General features: G+C 68.1%; 13 protein-coding genes. 4 read left to right on the top strand and 9 right to left on the bottom strand.

Annotation, left to right across the window (positions count from 1 at the left end):
- Positions 1-216: 216 nt before the first annotated feature.
- The 6 genes from mmsB to ACFOLG_RS12800 all read right to left on the bottom strand — a co-directional run bounded on the left by mmsB (position 217) and on the right by ACFOLG_RS12800 (position 6,920).
- Positions 217-1,101, bottom strand: coding sequence for a 3-hydroxyisobutyrate dehydrogenase (gene mmsB, locus ACFOLG_RS12775; RefSeq protein ID WP_386092411.1), 885 nt, complete (start codon positions 1,099-1,101; stop codon positions 217-219).
- A 71-nt stretch (positions 1,102-1,172) separates the two neighbouring features.
- Entirely contained in the window at positions 1,173-2,291 is a 1,119-nt protein-coding gene (locus tag ACFOLG_RS12780) for an enoyl-CoA hydratase/isomerase family protein (protein ID WP_386092413.1), read from the bottom strand.
- A gap of 123 nt (positions 2,292-2,414) precedes the next feature.
- On the bottom strand, positions 2,415-3,194 hold the full coding sequence (locus ACFOLG_RS12785) for an enoyl-CoA hydratase (protein WP_386092415.1): 780 nt from the start codon (positions 3,192-3,194) through the stop codon (positions 2,415-2,417).
- 32 nt (positions 3,195-3,226) lie between these two features.
- Positions 3,227-4,387, bottom strand: a complete 1,161-nt coding sequence (locus ACFOLG_RS12790) for an acyl-CoA dehydrogenase family protein (protein WP_386092417.1) — start codon at positions 4,385-4,387, stop codon at positions 3,227-3,229.
- Between the two features lie 19 nt (positions 4,388-4,406).
- Entirely contained in the window at positions 4,407-5,906 is a 1,500-nt protein-coding gene (locus ACFOLG_RS12795) for a CoA-acylating methylmalonate-semialdehyde dehydrogenase (protein ID WP_386092419.1), read from the bottom strand.
- Positions 5,907-6,071: 165 nt separating this feature from the next.
- Complete coding sequence (locus ACFOLG_RS12800; protein WP_386092421.1) at positions 6,072-6,920, bottom strand: 3-hydroxybutyryl-CoA dehydrogenase; 849 nt, start codon at positions 6,918-6,920, stop codon at positions 6,072-6,074.
- A 229-nt stretch (positions 6,921-7,149) separates the two neighbouring features.
- Here ACFOLG_RS12800 and ACFOLG_RS12805 point away from each other — a divergent pair, with 229 nt between their 5' ends.
- The 3 genes from ACFOLG_RS12805 to ACFOLG_RS12815 all read left to right on the top strand — a co-directional run bounded on the left by ACFOLG_RS12805 (position 7,150) and on the right by ACFOLG_RS12815 (position 10,009).
- A complete protein-coding gene (locus ACFOLG_RS12805) occupies positions 7,150-7,545 on the top strand; it encodes a MerR family transcriptional regulator (RefSeq protein WP_386092424.1) in 396 nt (131 codons plus the stop codon).
- Between the two features lie 114 nt (positions 7,546-7,659).
- Positions 7,660-8,844 (top strand): acetyl-CoA C-acyltransferase, encoded by a 1,185-nt coding sequence (locus ACFOLG_RS12810; RefSeq protein ID WP_386092427.1) that lies wholly within the window; start codon positions 7,660-7,662, stop codon positions 8,842-8,844.
- A 10-nt stretch (positions 8,845-8,854) separates the two neighbouring features.
- On the top strand, positions 8,855-10,009 hold the full coding sequence (locus tag ACFOLG_RS12815) for an acyl-CoA dehydrogenase family protein (protein ID WP_386092430.1): 1,155 nt from the start codon (positions 8,855-8,857) through the stop codon (positions 10,007-10,009).
- Positions 10,010-10,097: 88 nt separating this feature from the next.
- On the opposite strand, the gene ACFOLG_RS12820 is transcribed toward ACFOLG_RS12815, so the two are convergent.
- Complete coding sequence (locus ACFOLG_RS12820) at positions 10,098-10,676, bottom strand: HD domain-containing protein (RefSeq protein WP_386092431.1); 579 nt, start codon at positions 10,674-10,676, stop codon at positions 10,098-10,100.
- A 9-nt stretch (positions 10,677-10,685) separates the two neighbouring features.
- Positions 10,686-12,434 (bottom strand): protein-disulfide reductase DsbD, encoded by a 1,749-nt coding sequence (gene dsbD / locus ACFOLG_RS12825; RefSeq protein ID WP_386092434.1) that lies wholly within the window; start codon positions 12,432-12,434, stop codon positions 10,686-10,688.
- A gap of 285 nt (positions 12,435-12,719) precedes the next feature.
- Between dsbD and ACFOLG_RS12830 the strand changes: the two genes are divergently transcribed.
- The gene (locus tag ACFOLG_RS12830; RefSeq protein WP_386092437.1) at positions 12,720-13,502 is read left to right on the top strand and encodes an alpha/beta hydrolase; all 783 of its coding nucleotides are present in this window, start codon (positions 12,720-12,722) and stop codon (positions 13,500-13,502) included.
- A 3-nt stretch (positions 13,503-13,505) separates the two neighbouring features.
- Here ACFOLG_RS12830 and ACFOLG_RS12835 read toward each other — a convergent pair whose 3' ends face one another.
- Complete coding sequence (locus ACFOLG_RS12835) at positions 13,506-14,795, bottom strand: MgtC/SapB family protein (RefSeq protein ID WP_386092439.1); 1,290 nt, start codon at positions 14,793-14,795, stop codon at positions 13,506-13,508.
- Between the last annotated feature and the right edge of the window lie 16 nt (positions 14,796-14,811).

A 14,811-nucleotide genomic window follows, 5' to 3' on the forward strand; every position in this document is an offset into this window, starting at 1 on the left:
TAGCGTGTGAATGCATCTTGGCATCACAGCACAGGCGGTTTACACCGCCCGGCCCCAGGCGGCAGGGACGGGGCGCGCACTGCGGGTGCAGGCTAAGCGGGCGGTTGCTTTGACGCGCCCGATGAACGCTTGTGCATGGTCCGCCATGTGCGGCAGAGCTGATTCAGCACGGCTTGGCGCAGTGCCCGGCAGTGCCGGGCCTCCATTCTGCACGGCTCAGCGCCGGAACTGCTGCACGATGCTGGAAAAATCCAGCTTGCCGTTGCCGGCGGCCACGTGCTGTTCGTACAGGCTGCGCGCCAGTGCGCCCAGCGGGTTGGCCGCATGGCTGTGTAGCGCCATTTCCTCGGCCAGGCCCAGGTCTTTCAGCATCAGCTCGGACATGAAACCACCCTGGTAGCCGTGGCTGGCCGGCACATTGTCCATCACCCCCGGCCACGGGTTGTACAGCTCCAGCGCCCAGTTGCGGCCGGAGCTGCTGGCCATGATCTCCGACAGCACCGCCGGGTCCAGCCCGTTCTTCACCCCCATGGCCAGCGCCTCGGCGGTGCCGGCCATCAGGATGCCCAGCAGCATATTGTTGCAGGCCTTGGCGATCTGCCCGGCACCGGCGTCGCCGGCGTGGAACACGCGCTTGCCCATGGCCGCCAGCAGCGGCCGCGCGGCGTCAACGTTGGCCGCATCGCCGCCCACCATGAAGGTGAGGCTGCCGGCGGCGGCGCCGGCGGTGCCGCCGGAAACCGGGGCGTCGATGAAGCACAGCCCGCTGTGTTCGGCCACGCGGCCAACCTCGCGCGCGGTCTGCGCGTCGATGGTGCTGCAGTCGATCACCAGCGTGCCCTGCGGCAGCGCGGCGAACAGCCCTTCCTCGCCCAGGTACAGCGCGGCGACATGCTTGCCGGCCGGCAGCATGGAAATGATGGTGTCGGCGCCGGCGACCGCCTCGGCCACGCTACGGGCGGTGACGCCGCCGTGAGCGGCGAAGTGGCCCAGCGCCTCGGCGGCCAGGTCGAAGCCGCGCACGGCGTAGCCGGCCTTCACCAGGTTGATGGCCATCGGGCCGCCCATATTGCCCAGGCCAATGAAAGCGATGTGTTGCATGATGCGGCTCCTTGCGGTGGGGAATCCCGGCGTCGGCGCTGCCTGCCGCCGGCGCCGGGAGGGTCTGGCACTTATAGCGTAGCCAATGGATGATCCTGCGGCCGCCATGGTGAGGCGAAATGTTGCGCCACGTAGCCGTCGTCCACGCTGGCGAGGGTGGGATGCGCCCAGCGCGGCTGCCTGTCCTTGTCCACCAGCAGCGCGCGCACCCCTTCGCGGAAGTCCGGTGCGGCGCAGAAGTTCACCGACAGCACCAGCTCCAGGCGGAACACCTCGGCCAGCGACAGGTGGCGGGCGCGGTGGAAGGTTTCCCAGATCAGCGCAGCACTGGCCGGGCAGCCGGCGTGATAGCTCTGCGCCGCCGCCGCCAGCCACGGGTCGCCGAAGCTGCCGTGGCGCAGTGCGTAGTCGAAGGCGGCCAGCGAGCCCTTGTTCAGCAGCGCATGGATGGCCGGCAGATTGCGCGCCAGGTTGCCGTCCGGCAGCGCGTCGCCGTTGCCGGCCTCCAGTTCGCCCAAGAGGGCGGTGAGCAGCTCATGGTTGGCCGCAGGCGCCGCCTGCCAGGCGGCCTGTTGCAGCAAGTCCAGCAGCAGCGGCCAGCCGGCTTGCGGCAGGATGTGGTCGGCCAGATTGGCCAGCAGCGCGTCGCGCGCGTTCAGCGGCGCGCCGGTCAGGCCGAGAAACAGGCCGCTGCGCGCCGGCATGCGCTGCAGGAACCAGCTGCCGCCCACGTCCGGGTACAGTCCGATGGTGATTTCCGGCATGGCGATGCGGGTGCTGGCGGTGGCCACGCGGTGGCTGGCGCCGGCCATCAGCCCCAGGCCGCCGCCCATCACGATGCCGTTGCCCCACACCAGCAGCGGCTTGCGATAGCAGTGGATGCGGTGGTCCAGCGTGTATTCGCGGGCAAAGAAATCGCTGGCAAAGGCGTTGGGGTAGCTGTCGTCGGCCAGGATCGCCTCGCGCATGGCGCGCACGTCGCCGCCGGCGCAGAACGCCTTGTCGCCGCTGCCGCGCAGCAGCACCGCCACGATGCCGTCGTCGCGGTCCCAGATCGACAGCCGCGCATCCAGCAGGCGGATCATCTCCAGATTCAGCGCGTTCAGCGATTTCTCGGCGTTGAGCAGTGCCACGCCGATGCGCCGGCCGTCGGCGGTGGCGATTTCGTCAAACAGTACCGCGTCGTTCATGGGGTTCCCTTTGGTGATGGCCGGCCGTGGCTTGGTCGCCGCCGGCGTGCCAGCCGGGCTGCCCGGCAAAAGCAAGCCGTGCCGGGCGGCGCTGGCGGCGCGATTGTCGTGGCTAAGCCCGGTTTAGCGGTTCTGCCACTGCGGCGCGCGTTTTTCCAGAAACGCCTGCACGCCTTCGCGCTGGTCCTGGGTGTCGAACAGCTTGATGAACAGCTCGCGCTCGTGAATCAGGTTGGCCGCAGGCGGCGCATGGCGCGCGCGCTGCACCAGCGTCTTGCAGGCGCTGACCGAGCACGGCGACTGGCGGCCAACCTTTTCCGCCAGCGCCAGCGCCGTGTCGCGCGCGCTGCCACGGGCCACCACTTCTTCTACCAGGCCGATGCGCAGCGCGGTGGCGGCATCCACCCGCTCGCCGCACAGGATCATGCGCTTGGCCCAGCCTTCGCCCACCAGCCACGGCAGCAGCTGCGTGCCGCCGGCGCAGGGCAGCAGGCCCACGGCGGCTTCCGGCAGCGCCATCTGCGCCTGTTCCTCGGCGATGCGGATGTCGCAGGCCAGCGCGCACTCCAGCCCGCCGCCCATGGCGTAGCCGTTGATGGCGGCGATGCTGACGCCACGGAAGGCGGCCAGCGTCTCGAACGCCTCGCCGAACAGGATGGTCATGCTGGCGGCCACGCCCTTGTCGCCGTCGGCAAACAGCTTGAGATCGGCGCCGGCGGAGAAGAACTTCTCGCCGTCGCCGGTAATCACCAGCGCGTAGATGTCACGGTCGGCGTTCAGGTCGGCCACCAGGCGCTTCAGCGCCTGCAGGCTGTCGTAGGTCCAGGTGTTGGCCGGCGGGTTGGCGATGGTGACGAGGGCGGTGTGGCCGATTTTTTCGACCTGCAGATTGGCGTAGTGCATGGTGGTTTCCTGTTGTTAGGGCAGGGAAGTCGTCAGCGCAGCGTATCCAGCGCGCCGTCCTGCAGCAGGCGGCGGGCGATGATCACGCGCATGATTTCGTTGGTGCCTTCCAGAATCTGGTGCACGCGGTTGTCGCGCAGGTAGCGCTCCAGCGGGTATTCCTTGATGTAGCCGTAGCCGCCGAACAGCTGCAGCGCCTCGTTCACCACCTTGAAGCCGGCATCGGTGGCAAAGCGCTTGGCCATGGCGCAGTAGCTGCTGGCATCCGGGCTGGCATTATCCAGCTGCCATGCGGCCAACCTTACCAGCTGCCGCGCGGCGATCAGCTCGGTGGCCATGTCGGCCAGGCGGAACTGCACGCTCTGGAACTCGGCCAGCGGCTGGCCGAATTGCTGGCGCTGCTGCACGTGGCGGGTGGCGGCCTCCAGCGCGGCCTGCGCGGTGCCCACCGAGCAGGTGGCGATATTGATGCGGCCGCCGTCCAGCCCCTTCATCGCCAGCGCAAAGCCCTGGCCTTCCGCGCCCAGCAGGTTGGCCGCAGGCACGGTTACATTGTCGAAGGTGATGGTGCGGGTGGGCTGGCTGTTCCAGCCCATCTTTTTTTCCTTCTTGCCGTAGTGGATGCCGGGGGTGTCGGCCGGCACCAGCAGCGCGGAGATGCCCTTCGGCCCCGGCCCGCCGGTGCGCGCCATCACCACCAGCACATTGCTACTGCCGGCGCCGGAGATGAAGGCCTTGCTGCCGTTCAGCACATAGCTGTCGCCCTGGCGCTCGGCGCGGGTGCGCAGCGAGGCGGCGTCGGAGCCGGCGCCGGGCTCGGTCAGGCAGTAGCTGCCCAGCAGCTCGCCACTGGCCAGCCGCGGTGCCCATGCGGCGGCCACTTCCGGGCGGGCGAAGCTGCCCACCATCCAGCTCACCATATTGTGGATGGTGAGGTAGGCGGTGGTGGAGGTGCAGCCGGCGGCCAGCTCCTCGAACACGATGGCGGCATCCAGCCGGGAGAGGCCCAGGCCGCCGTACTGCTCCGGCGTGTACAGGCCGCAAAAGCCCATCTCGCCGGCGCGGCGCAGGGTGTCGAGCGGGAAGATCTCCTCTTCGTCCCAGCGTGCGGCATGCGGTGCCAGCTCGTGCTGGGCGAAGCTGCGCGCGCTGTCACGAAAGGCGATTTGGTCGTCGCTGAGGGCAAAATCCATGCGATGTCCTTTCCGGTGCCTAGCGCAGTGCGATGGTGGTGTGCACCTTGCCGCTGCTGGCCTCGTCGTCGAACCAGCGGCTGGTGACGGTCTTGGTCTGGGTATAGAACTGCACCACCTGCTTGCCGTACGGCCCCAGGTCGCCCAGCTTGCTGCCGCGCGAGCCGGTGAAGGAGAACAACGGCACCGGCACCGGAATCGGCACGTTGATGCCCACCTGGCCGACGTCGATTTCCTCCTGGAACTTGCGTGCCGCGGCGCCGCTCTGGGTGAAGATGGCGGTGCCGTTGCCGTTGGGGTTGGCGTTGATGATGTCGATGGCTTCATCCAGGTTGTCGGCGGCCAGCAGGCACAGCACCGGGCCGAATACTTCCTGCTGGTAGATGCTCATGCCCGGCTTCACGCCGCTGAAGATGGTGGGGCCGACGAAGTTGCCCTGCTCGTAGCCGGCCACGTGCACGTGGCGGCCGTCCAGCTCCAGCTTGGCGCCCTCGGCGGCGCCCTTGGCGATCAGGCCGGCCACGCGTTCGCGCGCGGCATGGCTGATCAGCGGCCCCAGGTCCGGGTTGTCCTTGCCGGCGCCCACGCTCAGGTTCCTGGCGCGTGCCACCAGTTCGGGTATCCACTGCTGCGCCTCGCCCACCAGCACCGCCACGCTCAGCGCCATGCAGCGCTGGCCGGCGGCGCCGAAGGCTGCGCCTGCCAGCTGGTTCAGCGCCTGGTCCTTGTTGGCGTCCGGCAGCACGATGGCGTGGTTCTTGGCGCCCATCATGCACTGCACGCGCTTGCCGTTCTGGCTGGCGCGGTTGTAGACGTGGGTGCCGACGCGGGTGGAGCCGACGAAGGACACCGCCTTGATGTCCGGGTGGTCGCAGATGGCGTCCACCACGCTGGCGCCGCCGTGCACCACGTTGAGCACGCCGGGCGGCACGCCGGCTTCCAGCGCCAGTTCCACCAGGCGCATGGTCACCATCGGGTCCTGTTCCGACGGCTTGAGCACGAAGGTGTTGCCGGTGGCGATGGCCATCGGGAACATCCACAGCGGGATCATGGCCGGGAAGTTGAATGGGGTGATGCCGGCGCACACGCCCAGCGGCTGCTGCAGGGTGTAGGTGTCCACGCCGCCGGCCACGTTTTCGGCGAATTCGCCCATCTGCAGGGTGCCGATGTTGGCCGCATGCTCCACCACCTCCAGGCCGCGGAAGATGTCGCCCTCGGCATCGGCCAGGGTCTTGCCCTGCTCGGCGGTGAGGATGGCGGCCAGCTCCTGCATGTGGGCGCGGATCAGCTGCTGGTACTTGAGGAAGATGCGGGCGCGGGCGCCGATCGGGGTTTTCTTCCAGCTCTGGAAGGCGCGGCTGGCGGCGGCTACCGCGGCGGCCACTTCGTCCGCGGTGGCCATCGGCACGCGGGCCAGCACCTGCTGGCTGGCGGGGTTGATCACCTCGCGCCATTCGCTGCTGCGGGATTCGACGAACTCGCCGCCGATCAGCAGCTTGACGGTGGGAAGCTGAGACATGGTGTTGCTCCTTCCGGCTGGCGCGCCGCGCGCGCCGAGAGTTTTGACCACGCGCCGGCACCGGCGGGCGCGTGGTCGAGAGTGGGGCAGGCCGGCCGAGCTGTGCCCGGCAGGGCGCGCCTGTGTCGTGATGTTGGATTCGCCGCCCGGCGAATCATTCCGCCATCAGTAGCGGTAGAAGCCCTGGCCGCTCTTGCGCCCCAGGTGGCCGGCGGCCACCAGCTGCACCAGCAGCGGGCAGGCGCGGTACTTGGAGTCGCGGAACTCGCGGTACAGGATGTCCATGATCGATAGGCAGGTGTCCAGGCCGATCAGGTCGGCCAGCGCCAGCGGGCCGATGGGGTGGTTCATGCCCAGCTTCAGCACGGTGTCGATGTCCTCGGCGCTGGCCAGGTTCTCGTACAGCACGAAGGCGGCCTCGTTGATCATCGGCATCAGTACGCGGTTGGAGACGAAGCCGGGGCCGTCCTTCACCGTGACCGGCGTCTTGCCCAGCTGCAGGCTGAGTTCGTGAATGGCGGCGTGGGTGGCGTCGCTGGTCTGCAGCGCGCGGATGATTTCCACCAGCTGCATCACCGGCACCGGGTTCATGAAGTGCATGCCGATCACCCGTTCCGGCTGCTTCACCCAGGCGGCGATGGTGGTCAGCGAGATCGACGAGGTGTTGCTGGCCAGGATGCAGTCGGCGGAGACGATGCCGGCCAGCTCGCGGAAGATTTTTTCCTTGATGGTGGCGTTCTCGGTGGCGGCTTCCACCACCAGCTGGCAGTCGGCCAGCTCGCTGAGCATGGCGCTGCCGCGGATGCGCGACAACGTGGCCACCGCCTCGTTGTCGTTGAACTGACCCTTCTTCACCAGCCGGCTCAGGCTGTTACTGATGCTGGCCAGGCCGCGGTCCAGCGCCTGCTGGCCGACGTCGGCCATGATCACGTTGAAGCCCGCCTGGGCGAATACCTGGGCAATGCCGTTGCCCATGGTGCCGGCGCCAACCACGCCGATGCTGGTCATGCTCATGTCGCGTCCTCCGCTGAAATCTGCTGGCAAAATTAATTCTAGTTTACGTAAACGTCAACTATAATGAAAAAACCTGCACGACATCGCCGCGGCCAGTGTCGCGCCGCGGCGGGTTCGTGCTACGGGATATGCCGGATGCCGTAAACGCGGCCACGTATTACAATTCCGTGATTCCGCATTTGCCGGCCACGTACCAAAGTGCTTGTCGCACCGTTTTTCAGGAGTAGTCGTGAACGTAGCTGCTGACCGCACCTTCAGCATTTCCGAACTGGCACAGGAGTTCGACGTTACCACCCGCGCCATCCGTTTCTACGAGGCGGAAGGGTTGTTGTCCCCGGCGCGGGAAGGGCAGCGCCGCATCTATACCAAGCGCGACCGCGTGCGGCTGATGCTGACGCTGCGCGGCAAGCGCATCGGCCTGTCGCTGCAGGAGATCCGCGAGCTGTTCGAGCTGTACGATGCGGCCAACACCGACGAGCCGCAGCTGAAGAAATTCATCGATATCCTCACCCGCCGCGAGCGGCAGCTGCAGCAGCAAATGCAGGATCTGCAGCTGGTGCTGAAGGAGATCGGCCAGGTGCGCGGCCAGTGCGAAGAGTGGCTGCACACCCGCAGTAAGGGCTGAGCGCGCAGCAAACGCAGGATATTTCGCGGATACGCGACAGCCGCCGGGCAGGCGGCTTGTTTTTTAGCATTGATTTACGTTAACGTAAACGTACACATCACGCCGGAGGCTGTAATGCAACAAGATGCAATCGTAATCGTGGGCATGGCGCGTACCGCCATGGGGGGCTTTCAGGGCAGCCTGTCGGCGTTGAGCGCCAGCGAACTGGGCGCGGCGGCGATCCGCGCCGCGGTGGAACGTGCCGGCCTGGCGCCGGAAGCGGTGGAAGAGGTGATCATGGGTTGCGTGCTGCCGGCCGGCCAGGGCCAGGCGCCAGCGCGCCAGGCGGCGATCAAGGGCGGTCTGCCATTGTCCGCCGGCGCCACCACGGTAAACAAGATGTGCGGCTCCGGCATGAAGGCGCTGATGCTGGCGCACGACCTGCTGCTGGCCGGCAGCGCCAGCGTGATGGTGGCCGGCGGCATGGAGAGCATGAGCAATGCCCCCTACATCATGCCCAAGGCGCGCGGCGGCCTGCGCCTGGGGCATGGCGAGATCAAGGACCACATGTTTCTGGATGGCCTGGAAGACGCCTACGACAAGGGCAAGCTGATGGGTGTGTTTGCCGAGGCCTGCGCCGACAAGTACGGCTTCAGCCGCAGCGCGCAGGACGAATACGCCATCACCTCGCTGACCCGGGCGCAGGCAGCGATCACCAGCGGCGCGTTCAAGGGTGAGATCGCGCCGGTGACGATAGTTGGCCGCAAGGGCGAGGAGCTGATCGATACCGACGAGCAGCCGCTGAAGGCCAACCTGGACAAGATTCCCACCCTCAAGCCGGCCTTCCGCAAGGACGGCACGGTTACCCCGGCCAATGCCAGCTCCATTTCCGACGGTGCCGCCGCGCTGGTGCTGATGCGCCAGAGCGAGGCCGAGGCACGCGGCCTGCAGCCGCTGGCGCGCATCGTGGCGCACGCCACCCATGCGCACGAGCCGGCCTGGTTCTCCACCGCGCCGGTGGGCGCGATGCAGAAGCTGCTGGCCAAGGCCGGCTGGAACGTGGCCGACGTGGACCTGTTCGAGATCAACGAAGCCTTCGCGGTGGTCACCATGGCGGCGATGCACGATCTGGCGCTGCCGCACAACAAGGTGAACGTGAACGGCGGCGCCTGCGCGCTGGGCCACCCGATCGGCGCTTCCGGCGCACGCATCGTGGTGACGCTGCTGGCGGCACTGCAGGCCCGCGGCCTCAAGCGCGGCGTGGCCAGCCTGTGCATTGGCGGCGGCGAAGCCACCGCGCTGGCGGTAGAGCTGGTGTAAGGAGCGCGACATGCTGCTGACTGCTGAACAGGAACTGGTAGTAGACGCCGTTCGCCACTACGTGCAGCGCGAAATCGCGCCGCATGCCGCCGAATGGGACAAGAGCCACCTCTTTCCGCGCCAGGCGCTGCTGGGGCTGGGCGAGCTGGGCTGCTTCGGCCTTACCGTGCCGGCGGACTGGGACGGCGCTGGCCTCGACTACGTGACGTTGGCCGCGGTGATAGAGGAGATCGCCGCCGGTGACGGCGCGCTGTCCACCATCATCTCGGTGATCAACTCGGTGGGCTGCGGCCCGATCGAGTGCTTCGGCAACGACTGGCAGAAGGATACCTTCCTGCGCCCGATCGCCCGTGGCGAGTGGATTTCCGCCTTCTGCCTCACCGAGCCGGATGCCGGCTCCGACGCCTCGGCACTGCGCACCCGCGCGGTGCGCGACGGCGACGACTGGGTGATCAGCGGCGTGAAGCAGTTCATCACCAACGGCAAGCATGCCGACGTGGCCATCGTGTTCGCGGTGACCGATCCGGCGGCGCACAAGAAGGGCATCAGCGCCTTCCTGGTGCCCACCGCCACCGCCGGTTACAGCGTGGCCAAGGTGGAAGACAAGATGGGGCAGCATGCCTCCGATACCTGTCAGGTGGTGTTCGACAGCGTGCGCGTACCGGCCAGCCACCTGCTGGGCAAGGAAGGCGAGGGCTACCGCATTGCACTGGCCAACCTGGAATCCGGCCGCATCGGCATTGCCGCGCAGTGCCTGGGCATGGCGCGCGCGGCATTGCAGTTTGCCACCCGCTACGCCACCGAGCGCCACACCTTCGGCCAGGCCATCATCCGCCACCAGGCGGTGGGCTTCCGCCTGGCCGAGGCGGCGGCGAAGCTGGAGGCGGCGCGGCAGCTGGTGTGGCATGCGGCGGCGCTGAAGGATGCCGGCAAGCCGTGCCTGAAGGAGTCCAGCATGGCCAAGCTGGTGGCCTCGGAAATGGCCGAGGCGGTGTGCTCGGCGGCCATCCAGACCCTGGGCGGCTACGGCTACCTGGCCGACTACCCGCTGGAGCGGATCTACCGCGACGTGCGCGTGGCGCAGATCTACGAAGGCACCTCGGACGTGCAGAAGCTGGTGATCGCCCGCGCGCTGGAAGACGAAGTGATGTCAACGGCGAGCTGATGTAATCACTGCGGCCAACGTTGGCCGCAGGCTGACGTGACAAGGGCCGGTGCCATGCACCAGCCCTTGGCGTTTGGTCAGGCGAGCGTCAGGCGCCAAACCAGCCCTGCTGCCGCGCGTGCTCCAGCTGCGCCTCCAGGTAGCTCCACAGTGCCGGGCAGCCCTCGCGGATCGGCGGGCCGATGCGCTGTACCACCCGCTGGTGGCTGATGCCGTTCTCGCGCCAGCTCTGACCATTGTTGGCCAGGTTCAGCAGCACCGGCATGGCGCGGTCGGCGGCGTGGGCGAAGCGCGCTTCCGCCGTGGCGCCATCCTCGAACTCCTGCCACAGCGCCAGAAAGCGCGCGCCCTGTGCCTCCGGCAGCAGGCCGAAGATGCGCGTTACCGCCGCCAGCTCCGCCGCTTTGCGTTCCTCCCAGCCTTCCTCGGCGTAGACGATGGTGTCGCCGGTATCGATCTCGCCGATGTCGTGCACCAGCAGCATGCCGATCACGTGCTGGATGTCCACCGGCTGCGGCGCGTACGGTTGCAGCGAGGCGGCCAGCATGGCGATCTGCCAGCTGTGCTCGGCGGAGTTTTCCTGGCGGTCCAGCCCCAGCGGCCGGGTCTTGCGGGTGACGCCCTTGAGCCGGTCCAGCTCCAGGATGAAATCAACGATGGCTTGCATGCTTGTCCTTTACTGATTCGGGTTGGCCGTATCCAGGCTGCGGCCGAAGCTGTCGGCATCCTGGTAGCCGATCACCTGCTGTGTCTGGCGGCCGCTGCGGTCGTACAGCATGATGCCCGGCGGGCCGTACAGGCCGAAGCGCTTGAGCATGGCCTGCTGCTCGGCATTGTTGGCGGTGACATCGGCCTGCAGCAGCAGCATCTTGTCCATGCGCCGGCGCACCGCCGGGTCGCGGAATGTGGTTTCTTCCATCTCGATGCAGCTCACGCACCAGTCGGCGTAGAAGTCCAGCAGCACTGGCTGGCCGGCGGCGCGGGCGCGGGCCAGCGCGGCATCCAGTTCGGCATTGCTGGCCACGCGGGTAAACACCGCCTTGGGCAGCTGGCTGCCGTGCCAGACGCCGGCCCACGGCAGGCGCGGCGACGGCGCGCCGGTGGCGGCGCCCAGCAGCTGCAGCAGGCCGGCCAGCGCGAACAGCAACGCCAGCGACTTGCCCAGTCTTGCGGCCAACCTGGCGCCGGTCGGCAGGCGGCGCAGCAGCCCCAGCCGCCAGGCGATGCCCAGCGCCAGTGCACCCCACAGCAGCATGGTCAGCGGCGTGGGCAGGAAGGGGCCGGCCATCCAGATCGCCACCCCCAGCATCACAAAGCCGAAGGCGAATTTCACCGCGTTCATCCATTGGCCGGCGCGCGGCAGCAGGTGGCCGCCGAAGGTGCCTACCAGCAGCAGCGGCAGGCCGAGGCCCAGCGCCATGGCGTACAGCGCGGCACCGCCCAGCAGCGCGTCGCCGGTCTGGCCGATATAGCCCAGCGCGATGGCCAGCGGCGGGGCGATGCACGGCCCCACCAGCAGCGCCGACAGTGCGCCCATGGCGAACACGGTGGCGACATGGCCGCCGGACAGGCGATTGGAGCTGGCGGCCAGCCGGCTTTGCAGCGCGGACGGCAGCTGGATGCTGATCACGTCGAACATCGCCAGCGCGAACAGCACCATCAGCGCGGCGGCGGCCAGGATCACCGCCGGCTGCTGCAGCCACACGGTGAGCAGGCTGCCGGTCAGCCCGGCGGCCACGCCCACCGCGGTGTAGGTCAGCGCCAAGCCCTGCACATAGGCCAGCGACAGGCCGAAGCCGCGGCGCTTGCTCAGATGCTGGCCGTGGCCGGCGATCAGCGAGGACACGATGGGCAGCAGCGGGTACATGCAGGCGGTGAAGGCCATCGCCAGGCCGGCGGCGAAGAAGGCGGCCAGTGTGGTGGCCAACTTGCCGCGCGCCAGCGTCGGCGCCGCCGGCTGGCCGGGCGTGCTGTCCAGCCACGGATTACTGCTCATGCCGTCGCCGACGTGCAGGGTGCGGGTCAGCGGCGGGTAGCACAGGCCGGCGTCGGCGCAGCCCTGTACCACGGTTTTCAGCGCGAAGTCGGGCGGCAGCGTGCCGTTGATGGGCAGCGTCAGCGTGATGCCCTGGTGGAACACCTGCTGGAGGCCGAAGTAGGGGTCGTTCTTGGTGTCGCCGGCCGGCAGCGCCGGCAGGGTTACGCTGCCGGCCGGCTGTGGCGTCAGCTGGATGCGCTCGCGGTACAGGTAGTAGCCCTGCGCCACGTCCAGGTGCAGCAGCAGCGCCTGGCCCTGCTGTTCCAGCCGTGCGGCGAAGGCGCGCTCCGGCGGCAGCAGCTCGTCGGGGTTGAGTGCCCAGCTGCCGGCGCTGGCCAGCATCAGCAGCAGGAGGGAAAACAGGCGGAACAGACGGGGCAGGAGCATGGGTAGTCGCGGTTGCGGGTGTCGGTAAGTGACCACGGCGGGCGGCGTTGGTTCAGCTTCGCCGCCAAGCCGGCTGTGCTGCGGCGCGGGCTGTGCCTGCTGCCCGTGCATTTACGCTGCGCAAGCACGGTCGGTGCCGTCGTTTTCGCCTTGTTGGCGCGCGCGGCTTGCCGCGTGGTCTTCGGGCGGCAGCTTAGCAGTGTGTGCGGCCAACGTCATGCGCGGCAAGACTGAACCAAGCGTTTGCTTGGTGTATGATGAGACATCCCGCCACGAAGCCCGCCCATGAAACTGCATTTTGCCCACGCCAACAGCTTTCCGGCCTCCATCTATCACAAGCTGCACCAGCGGCTGGCAACGCATGGCTTCGAGGTCGGCTATCTGGACACTATCGGCCACGATCCGGCCTACCCGGTAAGCGACTGTTGGCCGCAGCTGGTGGACGAGACGCTGGCCTATATGGACGCGCACTACCGCGAGCCAGTGCTGGCGGTGGGGCATTCGCTGGGCGGGGCGATCCTGTTCATGGCGGCGATCCGCGAGCCGCAGCGCTTTCGCCGCCTGATCGTGCTGGATTCGCCGCTGTTGGGGCCGCGCAGCGCCTTTGTCATCTGGCTGGCCAAGCGACTGGGGCTGATCCAGCGCATCACCCCCGGCGGCACCGGCACGCTGCGCCGGCGCGACAACTGGGCCAGCGTGGCATCGGTGTACGACTACTTTGCCCGCAAGCCGGCGTTTGCCCGCTGGGATGAAGACTGCCTGCATGACTACGCCGAGCACGGTACGCTGGACAACGGCGCCGGCGGGCGGCGGCTGAAGTTCCGCCCGCAGGTGGAACACGACATCTACGCCACCCTGCCGCACAACAGCTGGTTCCTGCGCGGCCAGCTGCAGGTGCCGCTCAGCTTTGTGCTCGCCGCCGACGGCAGCGCCATCCGCCCGCACGATCTGGCGTTCATGCAGCGCCACTTTGCCGCTGACATCCACCGCCAGCCTGGCAGCCACCTGTTTCCGCTGGAGCAGCCGCTGCACACCGCCGACCTGATTGCCCGCCTGGCCGCGCGCTGACGCCTAGTGCAGCGCGGCGAACCACAGCCCGCCCAGCATGCCCAGCATCGCCATGCCGAAGGTGGGCAGGCAGCGCATGGCCAGCGTGCGGCCGCCGATGCTGAAGATCAGGCCGAACTTGAACACGGTGTTGATCAGCACCGCGATGGCGACGGTGACCAGCAGCGGCTGTAGCGGCAGCAGCTGTTTGCTGAACAGCTCCAGCACCGTCAGCGAGATGGCGTCCACGTCGTTGATGCCGGAAACCAGCGCCACCATGTACAGGCCGCTGTCACCAAACAGGTCTTTCAGCCACGCCGAACACAGCATCACCACCGCAAACAGCGCGGCAAAGCCCAGCGCGATGCGCAGCTGTGCCGGGTTGTTCAGCTCCAGCTCCGGCGCGCCGTCCTGCGCCTGGCCGCGGCGGCTGCCGATGAAAATGGACAACAGGCCCAGCGCCATGCCCGGCAGCATGATCTGCAACATGCCGCGCGCGGCCTGCGGCGCAATGGCCAGCGTCAGCAGCTGCAGGCGCAGGAACAGCACCATATTGGCCAGCAGGATCACCCGCGTCGCCAGCTGCTGCGAGCCGGGGTTGCTGGCGGCCTCGCGCGCATACACCAGGCTGGTGGCGGTGGTGGATACCAGCCCGCCCATGAAGCCCAGCAGCGGCGCGCCGACCTTCTCGCCCAGCATGCGCACCGCCATATAGCCGGCCAGGCCGACGCCGACGATCAGCACCACCAGCAGCCAGACGCGGTGTGGGTTGAAGGCGGCGTAGGGGCCGAAGCCCTGGTTGGGCAGCAGCGGCAGGATGATGAAGGTCAGCGCGGCAAACTGCAGCAGCGACAGCAGGTCGTGGCGCGCCAGGTGGTGGGTGAAGTTGCTCAATTCCGGCTTCAGGTACAGCAGGCCGGTGGTGATCACCCCCAGCGCCACCGCCAGCTCGGTGTTGCCGAGGCCGATCATCGCGCCCAGGGTGTAGGCCACCAGCAGCGCGATCACCGTGGTGGTGCGCGGCTCGTTGGGCTCGTCGCCGCTGCGCGCGCCCAGCGGCAGGAAGCCCAGCCCGGCGATGCTCAAGAGGCCGGCGGCCAGCAGCCAGCCGCTGTCCGGCGCCGGGGACAGCATCGCCAGCAGGGTGCCCAGCAGGCAAACCAGCGGAAAGGTGCGGATGCCGGCCAGCGCGTGGTGCTTGCGCTCGCGTTCCACGCCGATCAGCAGGCCGACGCCCAGGCTGGACAGCAGCGCCGGCAGGCTCTGGTACGGCGTGCCGGCCAGCTGCAGCCAGGCGGAGAGATCCCATTGCATATTGTTGTTCTCCGGG

This window comes from Vogesella facilis, from assembly GCF_042648525.1.
In the GTDB taxonomy this organism is placed as follows: domain Bacteria; phylum Pseudomonadota; class Gammaproteobacteria; order Burkholderiales; family Chromobacteriaceae; genus Vogesella; species Vogesella facilis.